General features: G+C 69.6%; 16 protein-coding genes. 7 read left to right on the top strand and 9 right to left on the bottom strand.

Features of this window, described 5'->3' with window-relative positions:
• Positions 1-73: 73 nt before the first annotated feature.
• Positions 74-1066, bottom strand: a complete 993-nt coding sequence (locus tag MRBLWH7_RS15115) for an ABC transporter substrate-binding protein (RefSeq protein WP_341995898.1) — start codon at positions 1064-1066, stop codon at positions 74-76.
• Positions 1067-1461: 395 nt separating this feature from the next.
• Here MRBLWH7_RS15115 and MRBLWH7_RS15110 point away from each other — a divergent pair, with 395 nt between their 5' ends.
• The 4 genes from MRBLWH7_RS15110 (at position 1462) to MRBLWH7_RS15095 (ending at position 5362) form a co-directional block, all read left to right on the top strand.
• Positions 1462-2283: a methylenetetrahydrofolate reductase gene (locus MRBLWH7_RS15110; protein WP_342002082.1), complete on the top strand. Its 822-nt coding sequence runs from the start codon at positions 1462-1464 to the stop codon at positions 2281-2283.
• Positions 2280-3155 (top strand): formyltetrahydrofolate deformylase, encoded by an 876-nt coding sequence (gene purU, locus MRBLWH7_RS15105; RefSeq protein ID WP_341995896.1) that lies wholly within the window; start codon positions 2280-2282, stop codon positions 3153-3155. The genes MRBLWH7_RS15110 and purU overlap by 4 nt, the downstream gene beginning before the upstream one ends.
• A gap of 68 nt (positions 3156-3223) precedes the next feature.
• Positions 3224-4630: an aminomethyl transferase family protein gene (locus tag MRBLWH7_RS15100; RefSeq protein WP_341995894.1), complete on the top strand. Its 1407-nt coding sequence runs from the start codon at positions 3224-3226 to the stop codon at positions 4628-4630.
• Positions 4631-4780: 150 nt separating this feature from the next.
• The gene (locus MRBLWH7_RS15095) at positions 4781-5362 is read left to right on the top strand and encodes a PadR family transcriptional regulator (RefSeq protein WP_341995893.1); all 582 of its coding nucleotides are present in this window, start codon (positions 4781-4783) and stop codon (positions 5360-5362) included.
• Between the two features lie 175 nt (positions 5363-5537).
• Here MRBLWH7_RS15095 and MRBLWH7_RS15090 read toward each other — a convergent pair whose 3' ends face one another.
• The 3 genes from MRBLWH7_RS15090 to MRBLWH7_RS15080 all read right to left on the bottom strand — a co-directional run bounded on the left by MRBLWH7_RS15090 (position 5538) and on the right by MRBLWH7_RS15080 (position 10461).
• Positions 5538-7910 (bottom strand): DUF6351 family protein, encoded by a 2373-nt coding sequence (locus MRBLWH7_RS15090; protein WP_341995891.1) that lies wholly within the window; start codon positions 7908-7910, stop codon positions 5538-5540.
• Positions 7911-8004: 94 nt separating this feature from the next.
• The gene (locus MRBLWH7_RS15085) at positions 8005-8889 is read right to left on the bottom strand and encodes a PaaX family transcriptional regulator C-terminal domain-containing protein (RefSeq protein WP_341995889.1); all 885 of its coding nucleotides are present in this window, start codon (positions 8887-8889) and stop codon (positions 8005-8007) included.
• Between the two features lie 48 nt (positions 8890-8937).
• Positions 8938-10461, bottom strand: a complete 1524-nt coding sequence (locus MRBLWH7_RS15080; RefSeq protein WP_341995888.1) for an aldehyde dehydrogenase family protein — start codon at positions 10459-10461, stop codon at positions 8938-8940.
• A 178-nt stretch (positions 10462-10639) separates the two neighbouring features.
• Between MRBLWH7_RS15080 and MRBLWH7_RS15075 the strand changes: the two genes are divergently transcribed.
• Positions 10640-11299: a GntR family transcriptional regulator gene (locus tag MRBLWH7_RS15075; protein ID WP_342002080.1), complete on the top strand. Its 660-nt coding sequence runs from the start codon at positions 10640-10642 to the stop codon at positions 11297-11299.
• A gap of 68 nt (positions 11300-11367) precedes the next feature.
• Here the strand turns inward: MRBLWH7_RS15075 and MRBLWH7_RS15070 are convergent, their stop codons facing one another.
• The 5 genes from MRBLWH7_RS15070 to MRBLWH7_RS15050 are packed head-to-tail and all read right to left on the bottom strand — an operon-like array spanning position 11368 to position 16159.
• Positions 11368-12639, bottom strand: a complete 1272-nt coding sequence (locus tag MRBLWH7_RS15070) for an ABC transporter substrate-binding protein (RefSeq protein WP_341995885.1) — start codon at positions 12637-12639, stop codon at positions 11368-11370.
• A gap of 42 nt (positions 12640-12681) precedes the next feature.
• Complete coding sequence (locus MRBLWH7_RS15065) at positions 12682-13794, bottom strand: branched-chain amino acid ABC transporter permease (RefSeq protein WP_341995883.1); 1113 nt, start codon at positions 13792-13794, stop codon at positions 12682-12684.
• On the bottom strand, positions 13794-14681 hold the full coding sequence (locus tag MRBLWH7_RS15060) for a branched-chain amino acid ABC transporter permease (protein ID WP_341995881.1): 888 nt from the start codon (positions 14679-14681) through the stop codon (positions 13794-13796). The genes MRBLWH7_RS15065 and MRBLWH7_RS15060 overlap by 1 nt, the downstream gene beginning before the upstream one ends.
• Before the next feature lies 1 nt (position 14682).
• Positions 14683-15393 carry an ABC transporter ATP-binding protein gene (locus tag MRBLWH7_RS15055; RefSeq protein WP_341995877.1) on the bottom strand — a complete coding sequence of 237 codons (711 nt, stop codon included), beginning with the start codon at positions 15391-15393 and terminating at the stop codon, positions 14683-14685.
• On the bottom strand, positions 15380-16159 hold the full coding sequence (locus MRBLWH7_RS15050) for an ABC transporter ATP-binding protein (RefSeq protein WP_341995875.1): 780 nt from the start codon (positions 16157-16159) through the stop codon (positions 15380-15382). Before MRBLWH7_RS15050 ends, MRBLWH7_RS15055 begins: the two co-directional genes overlap by 14 nt.
• A 253-nt stretch (positions 16160-16412) precedes the next feature.
• Between MRBLWH7_RS15050 and MRBLWH7_RS15045 the strand changes: the two genes are divergently transcribed.
• Together MRBLWH7_RS15045 and MRBLWH7_RS15040 are read left to right on the top strand one after the other, a co-directional pair.
• Entirely contained in the window at positions 16413-17807 is a 1395-nt protein-coding gene (locus MRBLWH7_RS15045; protein WP_341995873.1) for an aminomethyl transferase family protein, read from the top strand.
• An 89-nt stretch (positions 17808-17896) separates the two neighbouring features.
• Entirely contained in the window at positions 17897-18793 is an 897-nt protein-coding gene (locus MRBLWH7_RS15040; RefSeq protein ID WP_341995870.1) for an IclR family transcriptional regulator, read from the top strand.
• The last annotated feature ends 1 nt before the right edge of the window (position 18794 follow it).

Here is an 18794-nt window from a genome sequence, read left to right as displayed (position 1 = left end):
AGGCGAGGGGACGAAAGGGCGCGGGAGGTGACGGATGCCTCGGGCCGAGGCATCCGTCCCCTCACTCATGCGGTTACTGCTGCTGGAGCAGGCGGTCGTAGTCGGGCTCGGCTTCGATGTAGGCGAACTCGACGGCGAGAGCGCCGAGGTCCTCGATGCCGGCGCCGGCGAGGTCCCACGTGAAGGTGGGGAGCGTGATGCCCGCCGCGGCCTCCTCCGGGATGTCGAGGTTGGTCGCGATCGCGGCGCGTACGGCATCCTCGTTGCCGGCCGCCCAGTCCAGCGCCTCGGCCATCGCCTCGGAGTACGCCGTCACCAGGTCGGGGTCCTCGTCCATGAGCGTCTGCGTCGTGATGTTCGTGAGCACCGAGAGCCCCGGGATCGTCGCCTGGTACGGCTGCACGACCGACACCCCGCCGTCCCCGACGATCATCGCGCGGAACGGGTCGGGTGCCCACGCGGCGTCCATGGTGCCCGCCTCGAGCTGAGCCGGGACGTCGGGGAACGCGACCTCGACGAACTCGATCGTCGAGGGGTCCCCGCCGTCGTCCTGCACGGCCTTGCGGATCGTGAGGTCGCCGGCGGCGCCGATGGTGTTCACCGACACCTTCTTGCCGGCGAGGTCGGCGGGCCGCATGATGCCCGAGTCGCCGAGCGCGACCACCGCGTTCACGTCGGTCTCGTCTGGGAGGCTGTTGGCGTAGTTCCCGACGATCACGACGCCGAGGTCCTGCTGGTCGGCGCGGATGGGCCCGAACGGCTGGCCGATCGCGAACTGGATGTCGCCGCTGAGGAGCGCGGGAATGGCGTTCGCGCCGCCCTGGGAGGGCACGACCTCGATCTCGAGACCGTGCTCCTCGAAAATGCCTTCGTCGATCGCCGCCCACAGGGCGCCGGTCTCGGCGATGGGCAGCGCGGCCACACGGACTTTCGTCAGCTCGCCCGCGTCCCCGGCGTCACCGGTGGACGTGGCGGTGGACGCGGGATCGGCGCCGGAATCGGTGCAGCCGCTCAGGGCGAGCGCGGCGACGGCGAGAACGCCGAGGGTGACAAGACTCTTCTTCATTGACGGGCCTCTCGTGACGGTGCGGGTCCGCCGGCGGCCGGGTTTCGTCCGACGAAGAGCCGGAGTCCTCACCTCGGCGTGCCGGACATAAGTCATCGTCCGCCAGATGCGGGTGATTGTCAACCGTTTCGTGACGCCCGTCACGCTTCACTTGAACTAACGGCCGCCAGCATCCGTTCAACGGAACCGAGGCGAGCACCGCCGGGCGCCGTCCCGGAGGATTGCCGGGCATCGTCACCCAGTTGACTATTGCCATTACCTATGTCCATAGGTAATCTGACATCACTCCCCGCGGTGCGAAGGCGCCCGCGCCGAGGAAAGGACCTCGATCAGTGGCACACCAGAATCCCGTCTCGCCGAAGGCCGCCGCTCTCGTCGACGGCTTCTCGCTCGAGATGACCGGCAAGGACATCGCCGGCCTCGAAGAGGCTCGGGACATGATCCCGCAGGGGACGAAGATCAACGTGACATTCCTCGGCAACGAGGACCTCGAGATGCGGGTGGCTGCGGCCAAGGCGGTGAAGGAGTTGGGTTTCGTCCCGGTCCCCCACCTCTCGGCGCGCCGGCTGCGATCGCAGGACGAGCTCGAGGAGTTCCTCGGCCGGCTGCAGGAGGTCGGCGCGACCGAGCACGTGTTCGCGGTCGGCGGCGACCCCGCCGAGCCCGAAGGCCCCTACCCCGACTCCCTCACCGTCATCCGCTCGGGCGTGCTGCAGAGGTTCGGCGTGCGAGAGGTCTCGATCGCCGGCTACCCCGAGGGGCACCCCGACATCCCGGACGACGTGCTGTGGCGCCACCTCGACGAGAAGGCGCTCGCACTCGCACAGGAGGGACTGGATGCCGTGGTCCTGACCCAGTTCGCCTTCGACACCGAACCCGTCATGACGTGGATCGACCAGGTGCGCGAGCGCGGCATCGACGCGCAGATCCGGATCGGCACCCCCGGACCCGCCGGCATCAAGCGACTGCTGGGCTTCGCCCGCCGCTTCGGCATCGGCGCCAACGCCATGATCGTGAAGAAGTACGGCTTCTCGCTCACGAACCTCATGGGCACCGCCGGACCCGACCGCTTCGTGTCGGACCTCGCCACGCTGCTGGCCGACGACCCGAAGTCGGGCGACGTGAAGCTGCACTTCTACACGTTCGGCGGCCTTCTCGCCACATCGCAGTGGGCGCGGGAGTTCGTCGCGGCGCAGTCCTCGGGGGCTCGTCGATGACGACCCACCTCGAGGTGCGGCGGGATCACGCCTGCCTCATCGTGCACGGGCCCGATCGGTCGGGCATCGTCGCCGCGGTGACGGCGTTGGTCGCCCGCAACCAGGGCAACATCGTGACCCTCGATCAGTACTCCGACAACCCGGAGGGCGGCGAGTTCTTCCAGCGCGTGGTGTTCCACCGCCCCGACCTGCAGGCGGCACTCCCCGAGATCGAGGCCGACCTCGACGAGACGCTCGACCCGCTCGGCCTCCAGTGGCGGATGACCGACCAGTCCATCCCCAAGCGCATGGCGATTCTCGCCTCAACGAGCGACCACTGCCTGCTCGAACTGCTGTGGCGGCACCGCCGCGGCGAGCTGCCGGTCACCATCCCGATGGTCATCTCCAACCACACCAACACCGCCGAGGACGTCCGCAGCTTCGGCATCCCGTTCTTCCACGTGCCCTCGCAGGGTCCCGACAAGTCCGCCGCCGAGGCGAGGATCGTCGAGCTGCTCAGGGGCAACGTCGACTTCGTCGTGCTGGCGCGCTACATGCAGATCCTCTCCGACTCGTTCCTCGACGATGTGGGGGTGCCGGTGATCAACATCCACCACTCCTTCCTGCCCGCCTTCATCGGCGCGGCCCCGTACCGCAAAGCGAAGGAGCGGGGCGTCAAGCTCATCGGCGCGACGAGCCACTACGTCACCCAAGACCTCGACGAAGGACCCATCATCGAGCAGGACGTCGCCCGGGTCACGCACGCCATGACGGCCGCCGACCTGCAGGCTCGCGGAGCGTACGTCGAACGCGCGGTGCTCTCCCGCGCCGTGCAGTGGCACGCCGAAGACCGCGTCATCCGTCACGGCAACCACACCATCGTCTTCACCTGAACGACGACGGATGCCGCGGGGCCGCGGCATCCGTCTCCGACCCAACACCCAGAACAGAGAGGTTCATCATGGCGAAGAATCTGCAGGAGCTGCTCGACGCGCAGAACGCCGTCGAGATGCTGCGCAACTCGCAGATCGGCTCGTACATCTACCCGGTGGTCCCCGCGGACTTCCAGAACTGGATCAAGGAGCAGAGGGCGTGGCGCGACACCGCCGTGCTCTACGACCAGTCGCACCACATGGACAACGTGTTCTTGAAGGGCTCGGACGCGATCAAGCTGATCTCCGACACGGCGATCAACTCCGTCGCGACCTTCCCGGTGAACCGCGCCAAGCAGTACGTGCCGACGACCGCGTCGGGCCACGTCATCGGCGACGGCATCCTCTTCCACGAGGCGGAGGACGAGTATGTCTACGTCGGCCGCGCGCCCGCCTCGAACTGGCTGATGTACCACGGTGAGACCGGCGGCTACTCGAACCTCGACGTCACCGTCGACCGCCGTTCGCCCTCGCGCCCCTACGGCGATGCGGTGAGCCGCCGCTACTACCGGTTCCAGATCCAGGGTCCGGCAGCGTGGCAGGTCATCGAGAAGCTCAACGGCGGGCCGCTCGAGCAGCTGAAGTTCTTCAGCATGTCCGAGATGCAGATCGGCGGCGCCAACGTCCGCACGCTCCGTCACGGCATGGCGGGCGCCCCCGGCCTCGAGATATGGGGCCCGTACGAGGACCACCACCGCGTGCGCGACATCATCGTCGAGGCCGGCCAGGAGTTCGGGCTCGTGCCGGTCGGCTCCCGCGCGTACCCGTCGAACACCCTCGAGTCCGGCTGGATCCCGTCGCCGCTGCCGGCGATCTACTCCGGCGAGGAGGAACGCGGCTACCGCGAGTGGCTCGGCGTCGACAGCTACGAGGCGACCGGCACGCTGGCAGGGTCCTTCGTGTCGGACGACATCTCGGACTACTACCTGACCCCGTGGGAGCTCGGGTACGGCTCGTTCGTGAAGTTCGACCACGACTTCATCGGCCGCGACGCCCTCGAGAAGATCGATCCCGCGACGCAGCGCCGCAAGGTCACCCTCGCGTGGGACGCCGAGGACGTCACGAAGATCTTCTCGTCGCTCTTGGACACCGAGAACGAGAGCTACAAGTTCTTCGACCTGCCGCTGGCGAACTACGGGTCGGCGAACTACGACTCGGTGACGGACGCCGACGGCAACGTCGTGGGCTTCTCGATGTTCACCGGGTACAGCGCGAACGAGAAGCGCGCCCTGTCGCTGGCGACCGTGAACCCTGACGTGCCCGAGGGCGCCGAGGTGACGGTCGTGTGGGGCGAGCCGAACGGCGGCACCACCAAGGCCTCGGTGGAGCCGCACCGGCAGCTCGAGGTGCGCGCGGTCGTCTCGCCCGTGCCGTACTCGACGGTCGCCCGTCAGACCTACCACGGCGGCTGGCGCACCCAGTACCAGCCGGCCTGACCGGGGCGCGCCCTCCGGTCGCCGAGCGAGCGAGTCGAAACGCGCCTGACCTTCGCGAAGGCTCAGGCGCGTTTCGCGTCCCTTCGCCCGCTCGATGACGGGGATGGTCCCGCTGCCCCGCTACCCTCGGGCGAGGAAGGAGAGCACCTGATGAGCCTGCGCTACGCACTGCTGGCGATCCTGCGGGTCGGCCCGCTCTCGGGCTACGACCTGCAGAAGCAATTCCACCAGTCCGTCGGACACGTGTGGCACGCGCCCGACTCCCAGATCTACCCCGAGCTGCGCAAGATGGAGGAGCTCGGCCTGATCGAGGGCGAGGAGCAGACGCGCGGCGAGCGCGGCACGCGGCGGATGTACCACGTGACGGATGCCGGCAACCAGGCCTTCCTCGACTGGATGGCCGCTCCCCTGGACTATCAGCGCGTGCGCGACCCGGCGCACCTGCGGGCCGCCTACCTCGAGACGGCGACCCCCGAGGTCGCCCGCACCTTCCTCGAGCGGCACATCGCCCAGTGGGAAGGCGAGCTGGCGCAGTGGGAGGGCGAGCTCGAGCGCATCGACGCCGTCGCCAACCCCATGCTGGTCCGCCGGCTCGCGGTGACACCCGACACCGAGCGCGAGCGCACCATCGCCTACAAGCGCTTCGCCTACGAGGGCCTCGTCGAGCGCGCCCAGGGCGAGATCGCGTGGGCTCGCCGGGGGCTGACGCTGGTGGACCGCCTGGGGTCCTGACCCGGCGCTCCCCCGGTCGGAGCGGATCCTCTCGTTCGGGGCGTACCGAGCACGTTCGGGGCGCGTACCGCACGCCCCGAACGCGCGCCGCACGCCCCGAACGGCGAAGCTGCCCGGGGCCGAACGCCGCATCCCCCTGGCCGACGCGTCGGCCAGGGGGATGCGGATGCGAGGGTCAGGGCTGGCCCGGCGCCTTCTTCACCTTCTCCGTCTCGGCGGAGAGCAGCGTCTGCGAGACGCGGTCGTCCGCCGACACCGTCACTCTCACACGGAGCTGCGCTCCGACGAGGTCGGCCGTGGGGCCGAACGACGCCTGGGTGGCGCCGTCGATCGGCACGCCGTCCGCGATCCACTGGTAGGCGATCGCCGCGCCCGCCGGCGCGTCGACCTGGGCGGTCACCACCTCGCCGACGCGCGGGGTGCCCGCGACCTCGGGCGCGGCGGCGGTCACGGCCTCGGTCGTCCCGAAGTCGAGCCAGGTGCCCTCGAGCGGTGTGTACCCCTGCGGGCGCTGGCCCCAGTCGCAGACGCCCGACGGGAACGTCGCGAGCAGTCGTGCCCACTGCGCATCGTCCATCGCGGGATAGTCGGTGCGCACCGGCTGCGTCAGCGCGCACTTCAATCCGTCCGCGATGAGCGGCATGCCCGCCTCCGCCCGCGGCTGCGAGTGGTAGGGGTACAGCGTGTTGCATGCCGTCGAGGGGTCGTCGTAATCGAGCGGCTCGGCGATGAAGGCCATCTGCGCGTCGAAGCAGCCGTCGACGAGGTCGGCCGGCCGTGCTGCCACGGTGCGCGCGCGGTCGCCCGGCCCGCCCGCCGCCTCGATCGCGTCGAGCCAGTCCTCCAGCTTGTCGAGCGCCGCGACCCGCATCTGGTTGGTGTTGGCGCCGATGTTCGCGCCCGTCCAGTTGACGTGCGTTCCGGCGTCGCCGTACGCCGCGAGCATGCGCTCGCGGATGATCGCCGACCGGTAGCGCTCATGGAAGTCGCCCGTGGGGTCGGTGTAGTTGCGGATCTCGATCACCGGCGTCCACGCCAGACCGCCCGTCATCATGTTGATGCGCCCGGTCGCGTACGCCCGTTCGATCGCTTCGACGCTCGCCTCCGAGCGCGCCGCGGTGCGATTGCCGTCCACGCCCATGCCGCCGACCTGCTCGTTGAGCGAGACGAACTGCTCGATTGTGATCGCTCCGCTCTCGAGGGCGTTCCAGCCGTACTGCACGCCGACGTTGTCGGGCTCCACGCGCAGACCGCGGCCCTCGGCATCCGTCCCGTAGACGTTCTTCACCATGTCGGCGATCGTGCAGCGCAGACCCTCGGGGTTGCTCGGCGACCAGCGGTCGGCGACGGGGATCGCCGGGTTGCAACCGCGGTTGGGGTCGTCGACGCCGTCGAAGAAGGTGAAGCCGAAGCACGTTCCCGGTACGGCGTGCCCCGTCACCGCGACCTTCTGCGCGTCGGTCCAGCCGGCACCGGCGGGCGAGTTCCAGTAGTTGAGGAGGCCTCGGCAGTCGTGGCCGCCGATCGTGGTCGACCGCTCGTCGGGGTATCCGATCTCACCCAGGACGCCGTCGAGGATGCCCGGGTAGTTGTTGGCGAGGAGCAGCTGCTGCATGGTGCCCGCCGATCCGCCCGACCCGATCGTGTAATCGATGGGTCCGAGCTGCTCGACGATGTGCTCCTTGACCATCATCGCGGTCTCTGCGCTCGTGACGTCGTTGCAGTTCTGCGCGTAGACATTGAACGTCGCTGACGCGACGGCGTAGCCGCGGCTCAGAAAGAGGTCGTTCTGCACGCCGCCGGTGCTGCTGCCCTGCCAGTAGCCGACGCCGCACGCGCCGCCGAAGGTGTAGGCGAGCTTGCCGTTCCAGCCCGGGGTGGCCGCCCACGGTGTGGGCTCGGCGGTTCCGGGGACGTGGAGCACCGCGGTCTCGTAGACCGCGCGGTTGATGGTGCCGCGCTCGATGCGCACGATGAACGGGACCGTGACGCCGTCCACGGTGGTGGTGGCGAGGCCTGCCGGGGTGGATCCGTCGGTCGGATAGTCGGCGAACTGCCCGGCAGTGGTGCGGTAGCGGTAGCTGACCGAGGGAGCCGCGACGTGGCAGTCCTCGTCGACCGCACCCAGGTTCCACGGTGCACCGGCCGCCGTGCAGTACATCGGATGCTGCGGCCCCGAGAACACCGGACCGGTGATGGGGTGGTTCTCGACCTCGAGCGCGGCCTGCACCTGACCGTTCTTCTTGGTGACCTGGATTTCGCTGACGCCCAGCGGCAGTGCGTCGACCAGCCCGATCAGGCGCCCGTCGACCGGGTGGAACGCTTCGGTCACATCGACACCGGCCGACACGATGCGGAAGTCGTCGCGGGCGCCGGCGATCGAGACCAGGGCGTCGCCGCCGGAGACGCTGTCTGCGCGTCCCGACTCGATCTCGATCGTGACCGGCTGCGCAGCGCTGACCGCGGTCGGCAGCGACAGGCCGGCGAGGATCAGTCCCGCCGAGGCGAGCACCCCTGATGCGAGCGGCCCGGTTCTGGATCTCTTCATTGCACCCTCCGTCGACGTCGTCGTCATGGCGCAGCATCGTCGCTGCCGCCTACGCGACAGAGTAGAACTCGCAGTGACGCTCGTCAACGAAAGATTAAGTGTCGTAGTCCTCCACCATCCGGCGTCGCGTGACCCGTTGCGCGAGGTCGGCGTCGATCTCGCCGACGAGCGTGCGGATGCGGCTCTCTGCGGCGTCCCCGAGCTCGTTGTAGCGCGACGCCCACGCACGACGCGTGGCCGCACGGGGCCAATCGCCGGGCACCAGTTCGGCGGGCATGCCCGTGTCGAGCAGGCGGAACGTCTGCCAGCCCAGCATGAGCCGCATGCGCTCGACGAAGGCCGCCACGGGCCCATCCGGCTGCCCTGGCTTCATGCCGGCGGCGAATCGCCGATACTCCGCGGCGATGTCGTCGAGGTTCCAGGCCGACTGCGCACCACCCGCGATCGTCGTCTGGAGGGTGGCACGCATCGCCGTGACGTCGCTGACGCCGAGGTCCCGAAGCTCGGACATCGCCGCCGCGGCGCGATCCCGCGGCGACACCCACACGCCGTCGTACAGCGGCGCGAACCCGAGCCAGCGCAGCCGGGACCGCGCGAGATGCCGCGACGATCGCTCGGATTCAGGGATCGAGAAGGCGAGCACCGTCCACAACCCGTCCCACGCCGGTTCGACGAGACCGAACGATTCGAGCCAGGCGCCCTCCTCCTCGACGATGTCCAGAGCCCGCGGCGTGAGGCTGTGGGTCGTCCGCCGGCCCGCCCGCTCGACGCCCAGCAGCCCGCCCCGCACCATGCGCCCCAGCGTCGCCCGCGCGGCGGCCTCCTTGAGCCCGAGGTCGGTGAGCGCGGTCACGAGCGCGCCGGTCGGAAGAGCATCGTCGACGCCCCACCAGTAGTCGCCGAAGACGGTGAGGACCTGTCGGACCGGCGACACCCTGCGGAACTCGGGCGCGTCGGCGGCGTCCTCGGCGAGAGTCATGCGTGACATCATCCCATCGGCGCACCGACGGGATGATGTCGCTCCGCGTCAGTGGGCCATCGAGGCGAGCACCTCCGGGTCGAGGGTGGCGATGGAGCGGGTGTCCTGGAAGGCGCGGACGCCCTCGATCCCCTGCTCCCGGCCGAAGCCGGACTGCTTCATGCCACCGAACGGCGCGCGCAGGTCGAGCCTGGTCGCGCCGTGGTCGTTGACCCACACGTAGCCGCACACCAGCTGCGAGCCGACGCGCTGCGCCGCCTCGGGCGAGCCGGTCCACACCGAGCCGCAGAGCCCGCCCCACGTGTCGTTGGCGAGACGCACGGCCTCGGCCTCGTCGTCGAACCGGATCACCGGGATGACCGGTCCGAACTGCTCCTGCGTGACGACGCGCAGCTGCGGGTCGGGGTCGACGACGATCGCCGGCCGCACGAAGTTGCCGCCCTCGAGCTCGCCACCGGGAAGCTCGCCGAACTCGCGGACGTCGGCGCCGGCATCCTTCGCCTCCTGGATGATCTCGTCGACGAACGCCTTCTGCGCCGGCTGATGCAGCGGCCCCATCGTCGTGCCCTCGTCGAGGCCGTAGCCCAGCCGGGCCGCTTCGAGTCGGGCCGACAGCCCCGCAATGAGCTCGTCGGCGCGCGAGCGGTGCACGAAGACGCGCTTCGCGTTCATGCAGATCTGCCCCGTCGTGTCGTAGATCGCCGCGTACAGGCGGTCCAGGTGCGCGTCATCGAGGATCGCGTCCTCGAGGAAGACCGCCGCGTCGTTGCCGCCGAGCTCCAGGGTGACGCGGGTGAGCGTCTTCGAAGCCATCTCCATGATCCGCTTGCCGCCGTTGACGCTGCCCGTGAAGCAGACCTTGGCGATGTCGGGGCTCTGGATGAGCCCCGCCATGTCCTGGTCGCGGCCCGTCACGACGTTGAGCACGCCGGGCGGCAGCTTCTCGGCCACGCGCTGCACGACGCGGGTCGTGGCCAGCGGCGTCGAGGGCGGCGGCTTCACGATCGCGGTGTTGCCCGCCAGCAGTGCGTGCGGCAGGGAGGCACCGAGGATCGCGATCGGCCAGTTGAACGGCACGATCACGGTCACGACACCCAGCGGCTGGTACGTCACGTCGGTCGACACCGGGATCGCGCCGGGAACCGGCGGCAGGGTCTTGGACGCATCGACCTCGTCGGCGAGCATCAGCGCGAGGTTCCAGCGGATCTCGAACACGAGAGCGTCGATCCACGCCTCCATGCGGATCTTGCCGTTCTCCTGCGACAGGACCGCCGCGTCCTCGTCGCGGTCGTCGGCGATCCCGGCGATCGCGTCGGCCATGGCGGCAGCACGCTCCTGAGGCGTGAGCGCCGCCCACGCCGGGAAGGCCTTCTTCGCCGCGGCCACGGCATCCTTCACATCCGACTCCGTCGCGGCGGCCGCCTCACCCACGATCGCACCCGGCTTCGCCGGGTCGGGGATCGTCAGCACGTCGTCGGTGAACCGCTCCTCACCCCCGATGTAAAGCCCCGTCCGGACCGAAGTCCCCATCGCCGCCTCGCCCATGAACGTCCACCTCTCCGTGTTGTCCAACGTGGATCCGCCTCGGGTCGGCGCGGATCGACACCACTCCCAGCGTGCCTCCCCCATGGGCATGAATCAAGATTGTCGACGATTTTCGCGCGAGTTTCGTATGAGATCTTCGCGATGACCGCTCTCCCGCGAGATAGTGTCAGTGCACGGACGAAGGCGCTGAAGGGGGTTGGCCGAGATGACGGATGCTGCCGTGCTGAGCGACGACGAGATCGCCGAGCGCCCCGACCTGACGCAGGTGATCCGCGAGGCGATCCTCGACGCCCAGTTCGCACCCCACCAGCGCCTCATCGAGGCCGATCTGAGCGAGCGGTACGGGGCCTCGCGGGCGTCCGTGCGCACCGCCCTGCTGAACCTCGCCGGCGAAGGGCTCGTGGAGCGCCTCCCCAACCGCGGCGCGCGGGTGCGCGCGATCACGGTCGACGAGGCGATCGAGATCGTCGAGGTGCGCATCGGGCTCGAGACCCTCTGCGCCCGCAAGGCCGCCGAGAATCTCACGCCCGCCGATGCCGACGAGCTGCGGGCGCTGCGCACCGAGATCGCGGCGGCGATCGGGTCGGGAGACCTCATGGCGTACTCGCGCCTCAACCAGGAGCTCGATCGCCGCATCCGCGACCTCAGCCACCACGCCACCGCGACGCAGCTACTGGAGCGCCTGCGTGCGCAGTCCGCCCGCCACCAGTTCCGGCTCGCGTTCCACCCGGGCCGCGCCGCGACGTCGGCGCCCGAGCACATCGCGATCATCGACGCCATCCTGGCGAAGGACCCCGACGCCGCCGAGGCAGCGACTCGCGCCCACCTCTCGGGCATCGTCGAGGTCCTGCACGGCATGGAGTGAGCCTTCACCCAGATCAAAGAAGAGAGGGCGGACGGATGCCTCCGCCCGCCCCTCCTCGTGTCCTCAGGTCACTGATCCCATGACTCGGCGGGGGCGTAGCCCTTGCCGTTGTACTTCTGCACCTGCACGGTCGAGACGGCGGGTTGACCGTCCTCGGTCGTGTCGACGGTGGAGCCCTCGAGCATCAGCGGAGCGGTGAAGCCCGAGACGTCGCGCAGCGCCTCCATGAAGTTCTCGCGCGTGGGCTCGGTCATGTTGCCGAACACCTCCTCCAGCGTCGCGCCGATCTGGTACGACCACACGCAGTGCGGGAACGCGGGCACGTCCGGGTAGTTCGCGTACTCCTTGAGCTGCTCGAGGAACGCGGCGCCCTCCTCGCTCTCCGCGAAGGTCGGGGCGGCCGCGGACTGCGCGAACGCCACCGTGTACACGCCGGGGAACGCCGCCGCGCCACCGGGCTCGAGGATCGCGCTCGGGCTCGACGTGTTCGACGGCAGGAACCACGAGGGCAGCCAGCCGAGCTCCTGCGTCTTCTGCAGCGACGAGATCACGAGCGGCGTGATCGACATCGCGTTGAAGAAGACGTCGGCGCCCGAGCCGGCGAGCTCGGTGAGCTGCGCGTCGACCGAGGTGTCGGTGGCCTCGTACGTGAGCTCCTTGACGACCTCGATGTTGTCGGCACCCTCGATCGCGGCCTTGAAGCCCTCGACGTAGCCTTCGCCGTAGTCGTCGTTCTGCGACAGGATCGCGACCGTGTGCTCTTCGGCCGACCCGGCCAGCAGCTCGCCGAACGCCTGGCCCTCGTTCTGGTAGATCGGGACGAACCCGAGCTGCCACGGGCTCTCCTCCTGGCTGCTGAAGATGGGGTCGCCCGTCTGGATCAGCACCTGCGGCACCTCGTCGGCGATGGCCGCCTCGCGCCAGGCACGGTTGGTCGGCGTGCCGAGTCCGGAGGTCATCGCGAACACGCTGCTCTTCAGCTGGTCGTAGTTCGCCTTGGCCTTCTGCGGGTCGTACTCGTCGTCGAGCGCCTCGATCTCGACCGTGCGGGTGTTGCCGTCGCCGAATTCCACCCCGCCTTCAGCGTTCTTGGCGCCGAAGTACGCGGTGATGCCGGCGACCGTGCACGTGCCGGGCCCGGCGGTCGGTCCCGAGAGCGGGGTCGTGATGCCGAGCGTGATCGACGAGTCGGTGATGCCCGGGCTCGCCTCGGCGGAGCCGCCGTCCTCGGTGCTGTTCGGTGTGCCGCCGCCGCGCGAGCAGCCGGCGGCGAGCACGGCGATGACGCCGATCCCGGCGACGACCGAGGCGACGCGCATCTTCCTGCGTTTCGTGCTCATGGTCCTGCCTCTCTGTGTTTTCTGTGGCTGCGTTCGGGAAGGTCATGGCTTCGACGGGGGCGGCGAGCCGGGCGGCGCGCCCAGGGCGTCGCCGACCGTCGAGGATCCGGAGACGGATGCTGCAGCATCCGTCCGCGCGCCTGCTCCGGTGGCGCCGGGGCCGCGGGGAGAGTCGGCGCCCCGGCGGCGGCGACGCCACAGCCTCGGCAGCGACACCAGGCCGCCGGGAAGGACGAAGAGCACGATCAGGAGGATGGCGCCCTGCAGCATCGCGGTGATGTTCGGGTCGATGATGTTCGTGATCTGCGGCACCAGCACGTACCAGATGCCGCCGAGGATCGAGCCGACGATGCTGCCGGCGCCGCCGATCACCATGGAGGCCAGGAGCTCGATCGAGTGGCCGAAGCTCATCGTCTCTGGCGACGTGTACTGGACGACGACCATGTAGAGGAAGCCGCTGACGCCGCCGATGAGCGAGGCGATCGTGAACGCGAGCACCTTGTACCGGTACGGCGAGATCCCCATCGACCCCGCCACGGCCTCGTTGCCCTTCACGATCGCGAAGGCCCGGCCGTACTTCCCGCGCACGAGGTTGCGTGTGAGGAGGAACGTGATGCCGCCGATGAGGAAGACGATGTAGAGCTGCCACTGGTCGTCGTAGAGCCCGGTCCACTCCGGTGCGTCCGAGAACCGGGCCGAGGTGCCCTGCGATCCCCCGGTGAAGTCCGACAGGCGCTTGGCCAGCGGCACCCCTATGAGCGGCAGCGCGATCGTCACCATCGCGATCGCGAGGCCGCCGAGCCGTGCGGCGGCGAGCGCCACGATGAGGCCGAGCACTGCGGGCAGCGCGCACGCGAAGAGGAAGACGAGCAGGATGTTCCAGTCGGCGTTGACGCCGAACGCGGTGGCGTAGGCGCCGACCCCGACGAAGAAGATCTGGCCGAGCGAGATCTGCCCTGTGTACCCCATCACGACGTTGAGGCCGAGCACCGCCACCGCGAAGACGCCGATGCGGGCGATGGTCTGGTTGGCGAACTCGGGGAGGATCAGCGGCACGACGATCATCAGCACGACGATGAGACCGAGCGCCGCCCACCGCACCCACCCCCGGTCGAGGAAGGGGGTCCGGTTCGAGAACTCCGCGGTCGAAGGCATCAGACGCGCACCACCGCTTTCCGGCCGAACAGGCCCTGTGGCCGCACGAGGAGCACCACGAAGATGAGGATGAAGGGCACGGCGATCTTGAGGTCGTGCCCGATGAAGGGGATGTAGACGGCCGCGAGGTTCTCCAGCACGCCGATCAGCCACGCCGCCACGACGACGCCGATCGGGCTGGAGAGGCCACCGAGGATGCAGGCGGCGAGCGCGTACACGAGGGCGGAGTCCATCATCCCGGGCGTGAGGGTCAGCTGCGGGGCGACCAGCACGCCCGCCACCGCGCCGAGCACGGCGGCGAGGCCCCAGCCCACCATGAGGTTGCGGCCCACGTTGATGCCCGAGAACGCGGCCGAGGCAGGGTTGATCGCGACGGCCCGCAGCGCGAGGCCCAGCTTCGTGCCGAGGAAGAGCGCCTGCATGAGCCCCATGATCACGACGATCACGATGATCGTGCCGAGCGAGCGGACGCTGATGACGGCACCGGCGACCTTGATCGTCTCGAGGGGGAAGAGCGAAGGGAAGAGCCGGTTGTTGTACGTCCAGATCCAGGCGCAGAGACCCGTGATGAGCGTCAGCAGACCGATCGTGACGACGACCGCGGTATCGGGGTCGCCCCGCTCGAAGCGGCGGATGAGGTAACGCTCGATCAGCGCGCCGAGGAAGAACGAGACGACGACGGCGGCGAGGATCGCGAGGATGAGCGGGACGCCGAACCCGTTGAGCGACCACGCGATGTAGGCCGAGAGCACGGCCATGCCGCCCTGCGCGAAGTTGATGAGCCCGGTCGCCTGGTTCACGAGCACGATGGCGAGCGCGAGGGCCGCGTAGATCGACCCCGTCGACAGGCCGTCGATCACGAGCTGGATGAAGGTACCCGGGTTCACGTCAGCCTCCCAGGTACGCGCGGCGGATCTCGTCCATGCCCTTGAGCTCCGCGGTCGAGCCGGTGAGGACGTTGCGCCCCGTCTCGAGCACGGTCGCGCTGTCGACGAGGGTGAAGGCGAGGTTGGCGTTCTGCTCGACCACGACCATCGCGATGCCGGATTCGGTGCGCAGCCGGCCGATCGCCTGGTACACCGTCTTCGCCGTGCCGGGAGCAAGGCCGAGTGATGCCTCATCCAGCAGCAGCAGCCGGGGCCGGGCCATGATCCCGCGGGCGATGGCGAGCATCTGCTGCTCACCGCCCGACAGCGCCGACCCGGTGGAGCGGATGCGGTCCTGCAGCTGCGGGAAGAGGTCGAGGCAGTAGTCGATGTCGGTGCGGATGGCCTTGGCGTCCTTGCGGTGGTACGCGCCCACCCGCAGGTTCTCGCGCACCGTCAGGTCGGCGAGGGTGCCGCGCCCCTCGGGCACGTGCGCGATGCCGAGCGCAGCGACCTGGTCGGGGCGGAGTCCCCGCAGGTCCTTGCCGTCGAAGCGGATCGTGCCGGTGGACCGCACGGTGCCCGACACGGCGCGGAGCGTGGTCGTCTTGCCGGCGCCGTTGGCGCCGAGGATGCCGACGGCGCCGCCCTCGGGCACGGCGAGCGAGACACCCTCGAGCACCTGCACGCGCCCGTAGAACGCGCGGATGTCGGCGACCTCAAGCAGCGTCATCGACCGCGTCCTTCCCGAGGTACGCCTCGATGACCCGGGAATCGGCCTGCGCCTCGGCCGCCGAGCCCTCCATGAGCTTGCGCCCGTGGTCGAGCACGACGACGCGATCGGTGAGGGCCGAGATGAGCCCCATGTTGTGCTCGACGATCACGACGGTGATGTCATCGTCGCGCACCCGCCGCACGGTCTCGATCAGCTGCTCGACCTCGGCGTGCGGCAGGCCCGCCGCCGGCTCGTCGAGCAGCAGGAGGCGGGGCTTCATGAGCAGGGCCCGGCAGATCTCCACGCCCTTGTGCAGTCCGTGCGAGAGCTCGTCGGCGCGGGTCTTCGCCGCCCACCCGAGGCCGTGGGCCTCGAGGAGCTCGAGAGCCTCCGCGCGCAGCGCCTTCTCGGATCGCCCCGTGCGCGGCAGCCGCAGCGACCATTCCCATGGGCCGCCGGGCAGCCGGCTGTGCCCGCCGAGCAGCACGTTCTCGAGCACCGTTTCCCGCAGCTGGAGCGCGGGATGCTGGAACGTGCGCGCCACGCCCTTCCGCGCGAGAGAGGCGGGGGCCGAGCCGAGCACCTCGTCGTCGTCGATCGTGATCGAGCCGGCGCTCGGTCGGTAGTGCCCGCTGACGCAGTTGAACAGCGACGTCTTGCCGGCGCCGTTCGGTCCGACGAGGCCGAAGATCTGCCCCGCCTCGACGGTGAAGGTCACGTCTTCGAGGACCTTGACGCCACCGAAGTGAAGGCTGACGTCCCGGACTGCGAGCCGAGCACCCATGCTCCACCTTTCGCGTCGTCGCGGTCGATCAGGGGACTCGAGTCCTCCCCCTGCTCCGAAAGCTACGGATCTGCGGCCGGATTGTCAACGATTTTGGTGTGAAGTTCCCCGACCGTGATGTTGCGACTCGATGCTGGCCCGCGGCCGCCGGGGGCGCAGCATCCGTTTCCGCCCAATGGAAATGGTTCGACCAGGCGGGCCGCGGCGCTCCTACGCTGACCGCAGCTTCCCCAACCACGAAGGAGGGTCGACGATGATCACCACGACGACGACCGACACGACGGCCGAGTCCCTCGCTCAGGCGATCGACCGGGCCGGCAGCCCCGTCGAGCTGCTGCGCAACCAGAACTGGCCGGCGTTCACGTTCCCCGTGGCGCCGGAATTCACCAACTGGCGCGACGAGCAGCGCGCGTGGAACACGTCCGTGGCGCTCATGGACCAGTCGCACCACATGACGCAGCTGTTCCTCGACGGCGACGATCTGATCCCGCTCCTGAGCTCGATCTCGCCGAACACGTTCACGACCTTCCGCCCGGGCGTCGCGAAGCAGCTGATCTCGGTGAACCAGGACGGCTACCTCATCGGCGACGGCATCCTGTTCTACAACGCCGAGGGTCCCGAGGGCCTCGTGCTGATCGGGCACCACATCCTCATCGACTGGGTGCGCTTCAACATCGAGAAGGCGCAGTCGGACGGAAAGGACGTGCGCTACCGGCTCGAGGCGAACTCGCACATGCGGCAGGGCCCGCCCACGTTCTACCGCTACGAGCTGCAGGGACCGCACGCCGACCTCGTCATGGAGAAGGTGTTCGGCGGGCCGGCGCCCGAGATCAAGTTCTTCCACATCGGCGACGTGGAGATCGCGGGACGCCCGGTCAAAGCGCTGCGCCACGGCATGGCCGGACAGCCCGGCTTCGAGTTCTACGGGCCGTGGGAGGACAACGAGGTCGTGCTCAACGCGCTCATGGAGGCCGGCGACGAGCACGGCATCCGCCGCGTCGGCGCCAAGGCGTACTCGTCGTCGCCGCTCGAGTCGGGCTGGGTGCCGACACCGTTCCCCGCCGTCTTCGACGACGACTTCGCCGAGTACCGCGAGTGGCTCCCCGCCGCGCGCATCGGCTCGGTGGGTGGATCGCTGTACTCGACCGACATCCACGACTACTACATGACGCCGTTCGACATCGGCCTCGGCCGCTCGGTGCGCTTCGACCACGACTTCCACGGGCGCGAGGCGCTCGAGAGGCACGCCGAGAACCCGCGGCGCCGCAAGGTCACGCTGATCTGGAACGCCGACGACGTCGCGGCCGTCGTGCGCTCGCAGCTCGAGCCGGGGACGCCCGCGAAGTACCTCGACTTCCCGAAGGCGCGGTACGGGCTCTACCAGATGGACGAGATCCGGAAGGACGGCGAGCGCGTCGGGATCTCGACGGATGCCGGGTACGTGGCGTACGACCAGCTCTACATGTCGCTGGCGACCCTGGACGCCGGCATCCGTGACGGGGACGAGGTCGAGGTCGTGTGGGGTGAGGACCCCATCTCGAAGAAGGACTCCGTGGAGGCGGCGCACCGGCAGGTGCGCATCCGCGCGACCGTCGCGCCGGCGCCGTACCACGACTTCGCCCGGACGGTGTACCGCCAGAACACATGAGCCGCGCTCATGGCTGGGAAGCCCGGCTTCCGCTGAGCGGAACCACGACGCCGGAGCGGGGTTAGCATGGCGGCGTCGAGGAGGATGTCGTGGCACGAGGATCTGCGGGCGAGTCGGTGCTTCACCGGCACCTGCGCGTGCTCGAGAGCTTCGATGCGTGGCATCCGTTCCTGACGCTCAGCGAGATCGCCGACGCCGCCGATGTGCCGCGCTCGACGGCGCACCGCCTGATCGCCGAGCTCGAGCGCGAGGGCCTGCTCGAGCGCCTCCCGGATCGCACGTACCGCCTCGGCGTGCGGCTGTGGGAGTTCGCCAGCCGCACGCCCGGCGCGGTGGGGCTGCGCGAGATCGCGCGACCGTGGCTCGGGGCGGTGCACGAGCGGGTGCGCCAGCACACCCAGCTCGGGGTGCTGAGCGGGCGCGACGTGCTCTTCATCGACCGGATGTCGACCCGCGAAGCCGTCGTGAACGCGACGCTCATCGGCGGCCGCATCCCGCTGTACGCCTCGTCGAGCGGGTTGGTGCTGCTGGCTCATGCGGATGCGGCGCTCGTGAGCGAGGTCGTCGCGCACGGGCTGCGGACCTACACCAATCGGACCATCCACACGGGGGCGGAGCTTCGTGACGAGCTGCGACGCGTGCGCGAGGAGGGGTATGCCGTGACCGAGGGGGCGATCCATCCCGAATCGCGCGGCATCGCCGTGCCCGTGATGGGCCCGGGTGGGACCGTGTACGCCGCGATCGGCGTGGTGGTGCCGAATGACGGCGTCTCACCTCACGGCTACGTCGAGCTGCTGCGCCGTGCGGCCGCCGGCATCGCGCACGACCTCGCGGTCGCGTACCGGCCCGACGTCGACGAGCGCACCCACGGCATCCGCTCGCTCGTGAGCGGTTCACGCCGGTCGATCGAGTACCTCGAGAGCCTCGACACCGACCCGCACGATGCCGGCTCCCTTCCCTCCTCCGGTCCCCGCGCCGTGCTCTAGG

Source organism: Microbacterium sp. LWH7-1.2, from assembly GCF_038397755.1.
Lineage (GTDB): Bacteria > Actinomycetota > Actinomycetes > Actinomycetales > Microbacteriaceae > Microbacterium.
This window is presented reverse-complemented; position numbering and strand designations above follow the sequence as displayed.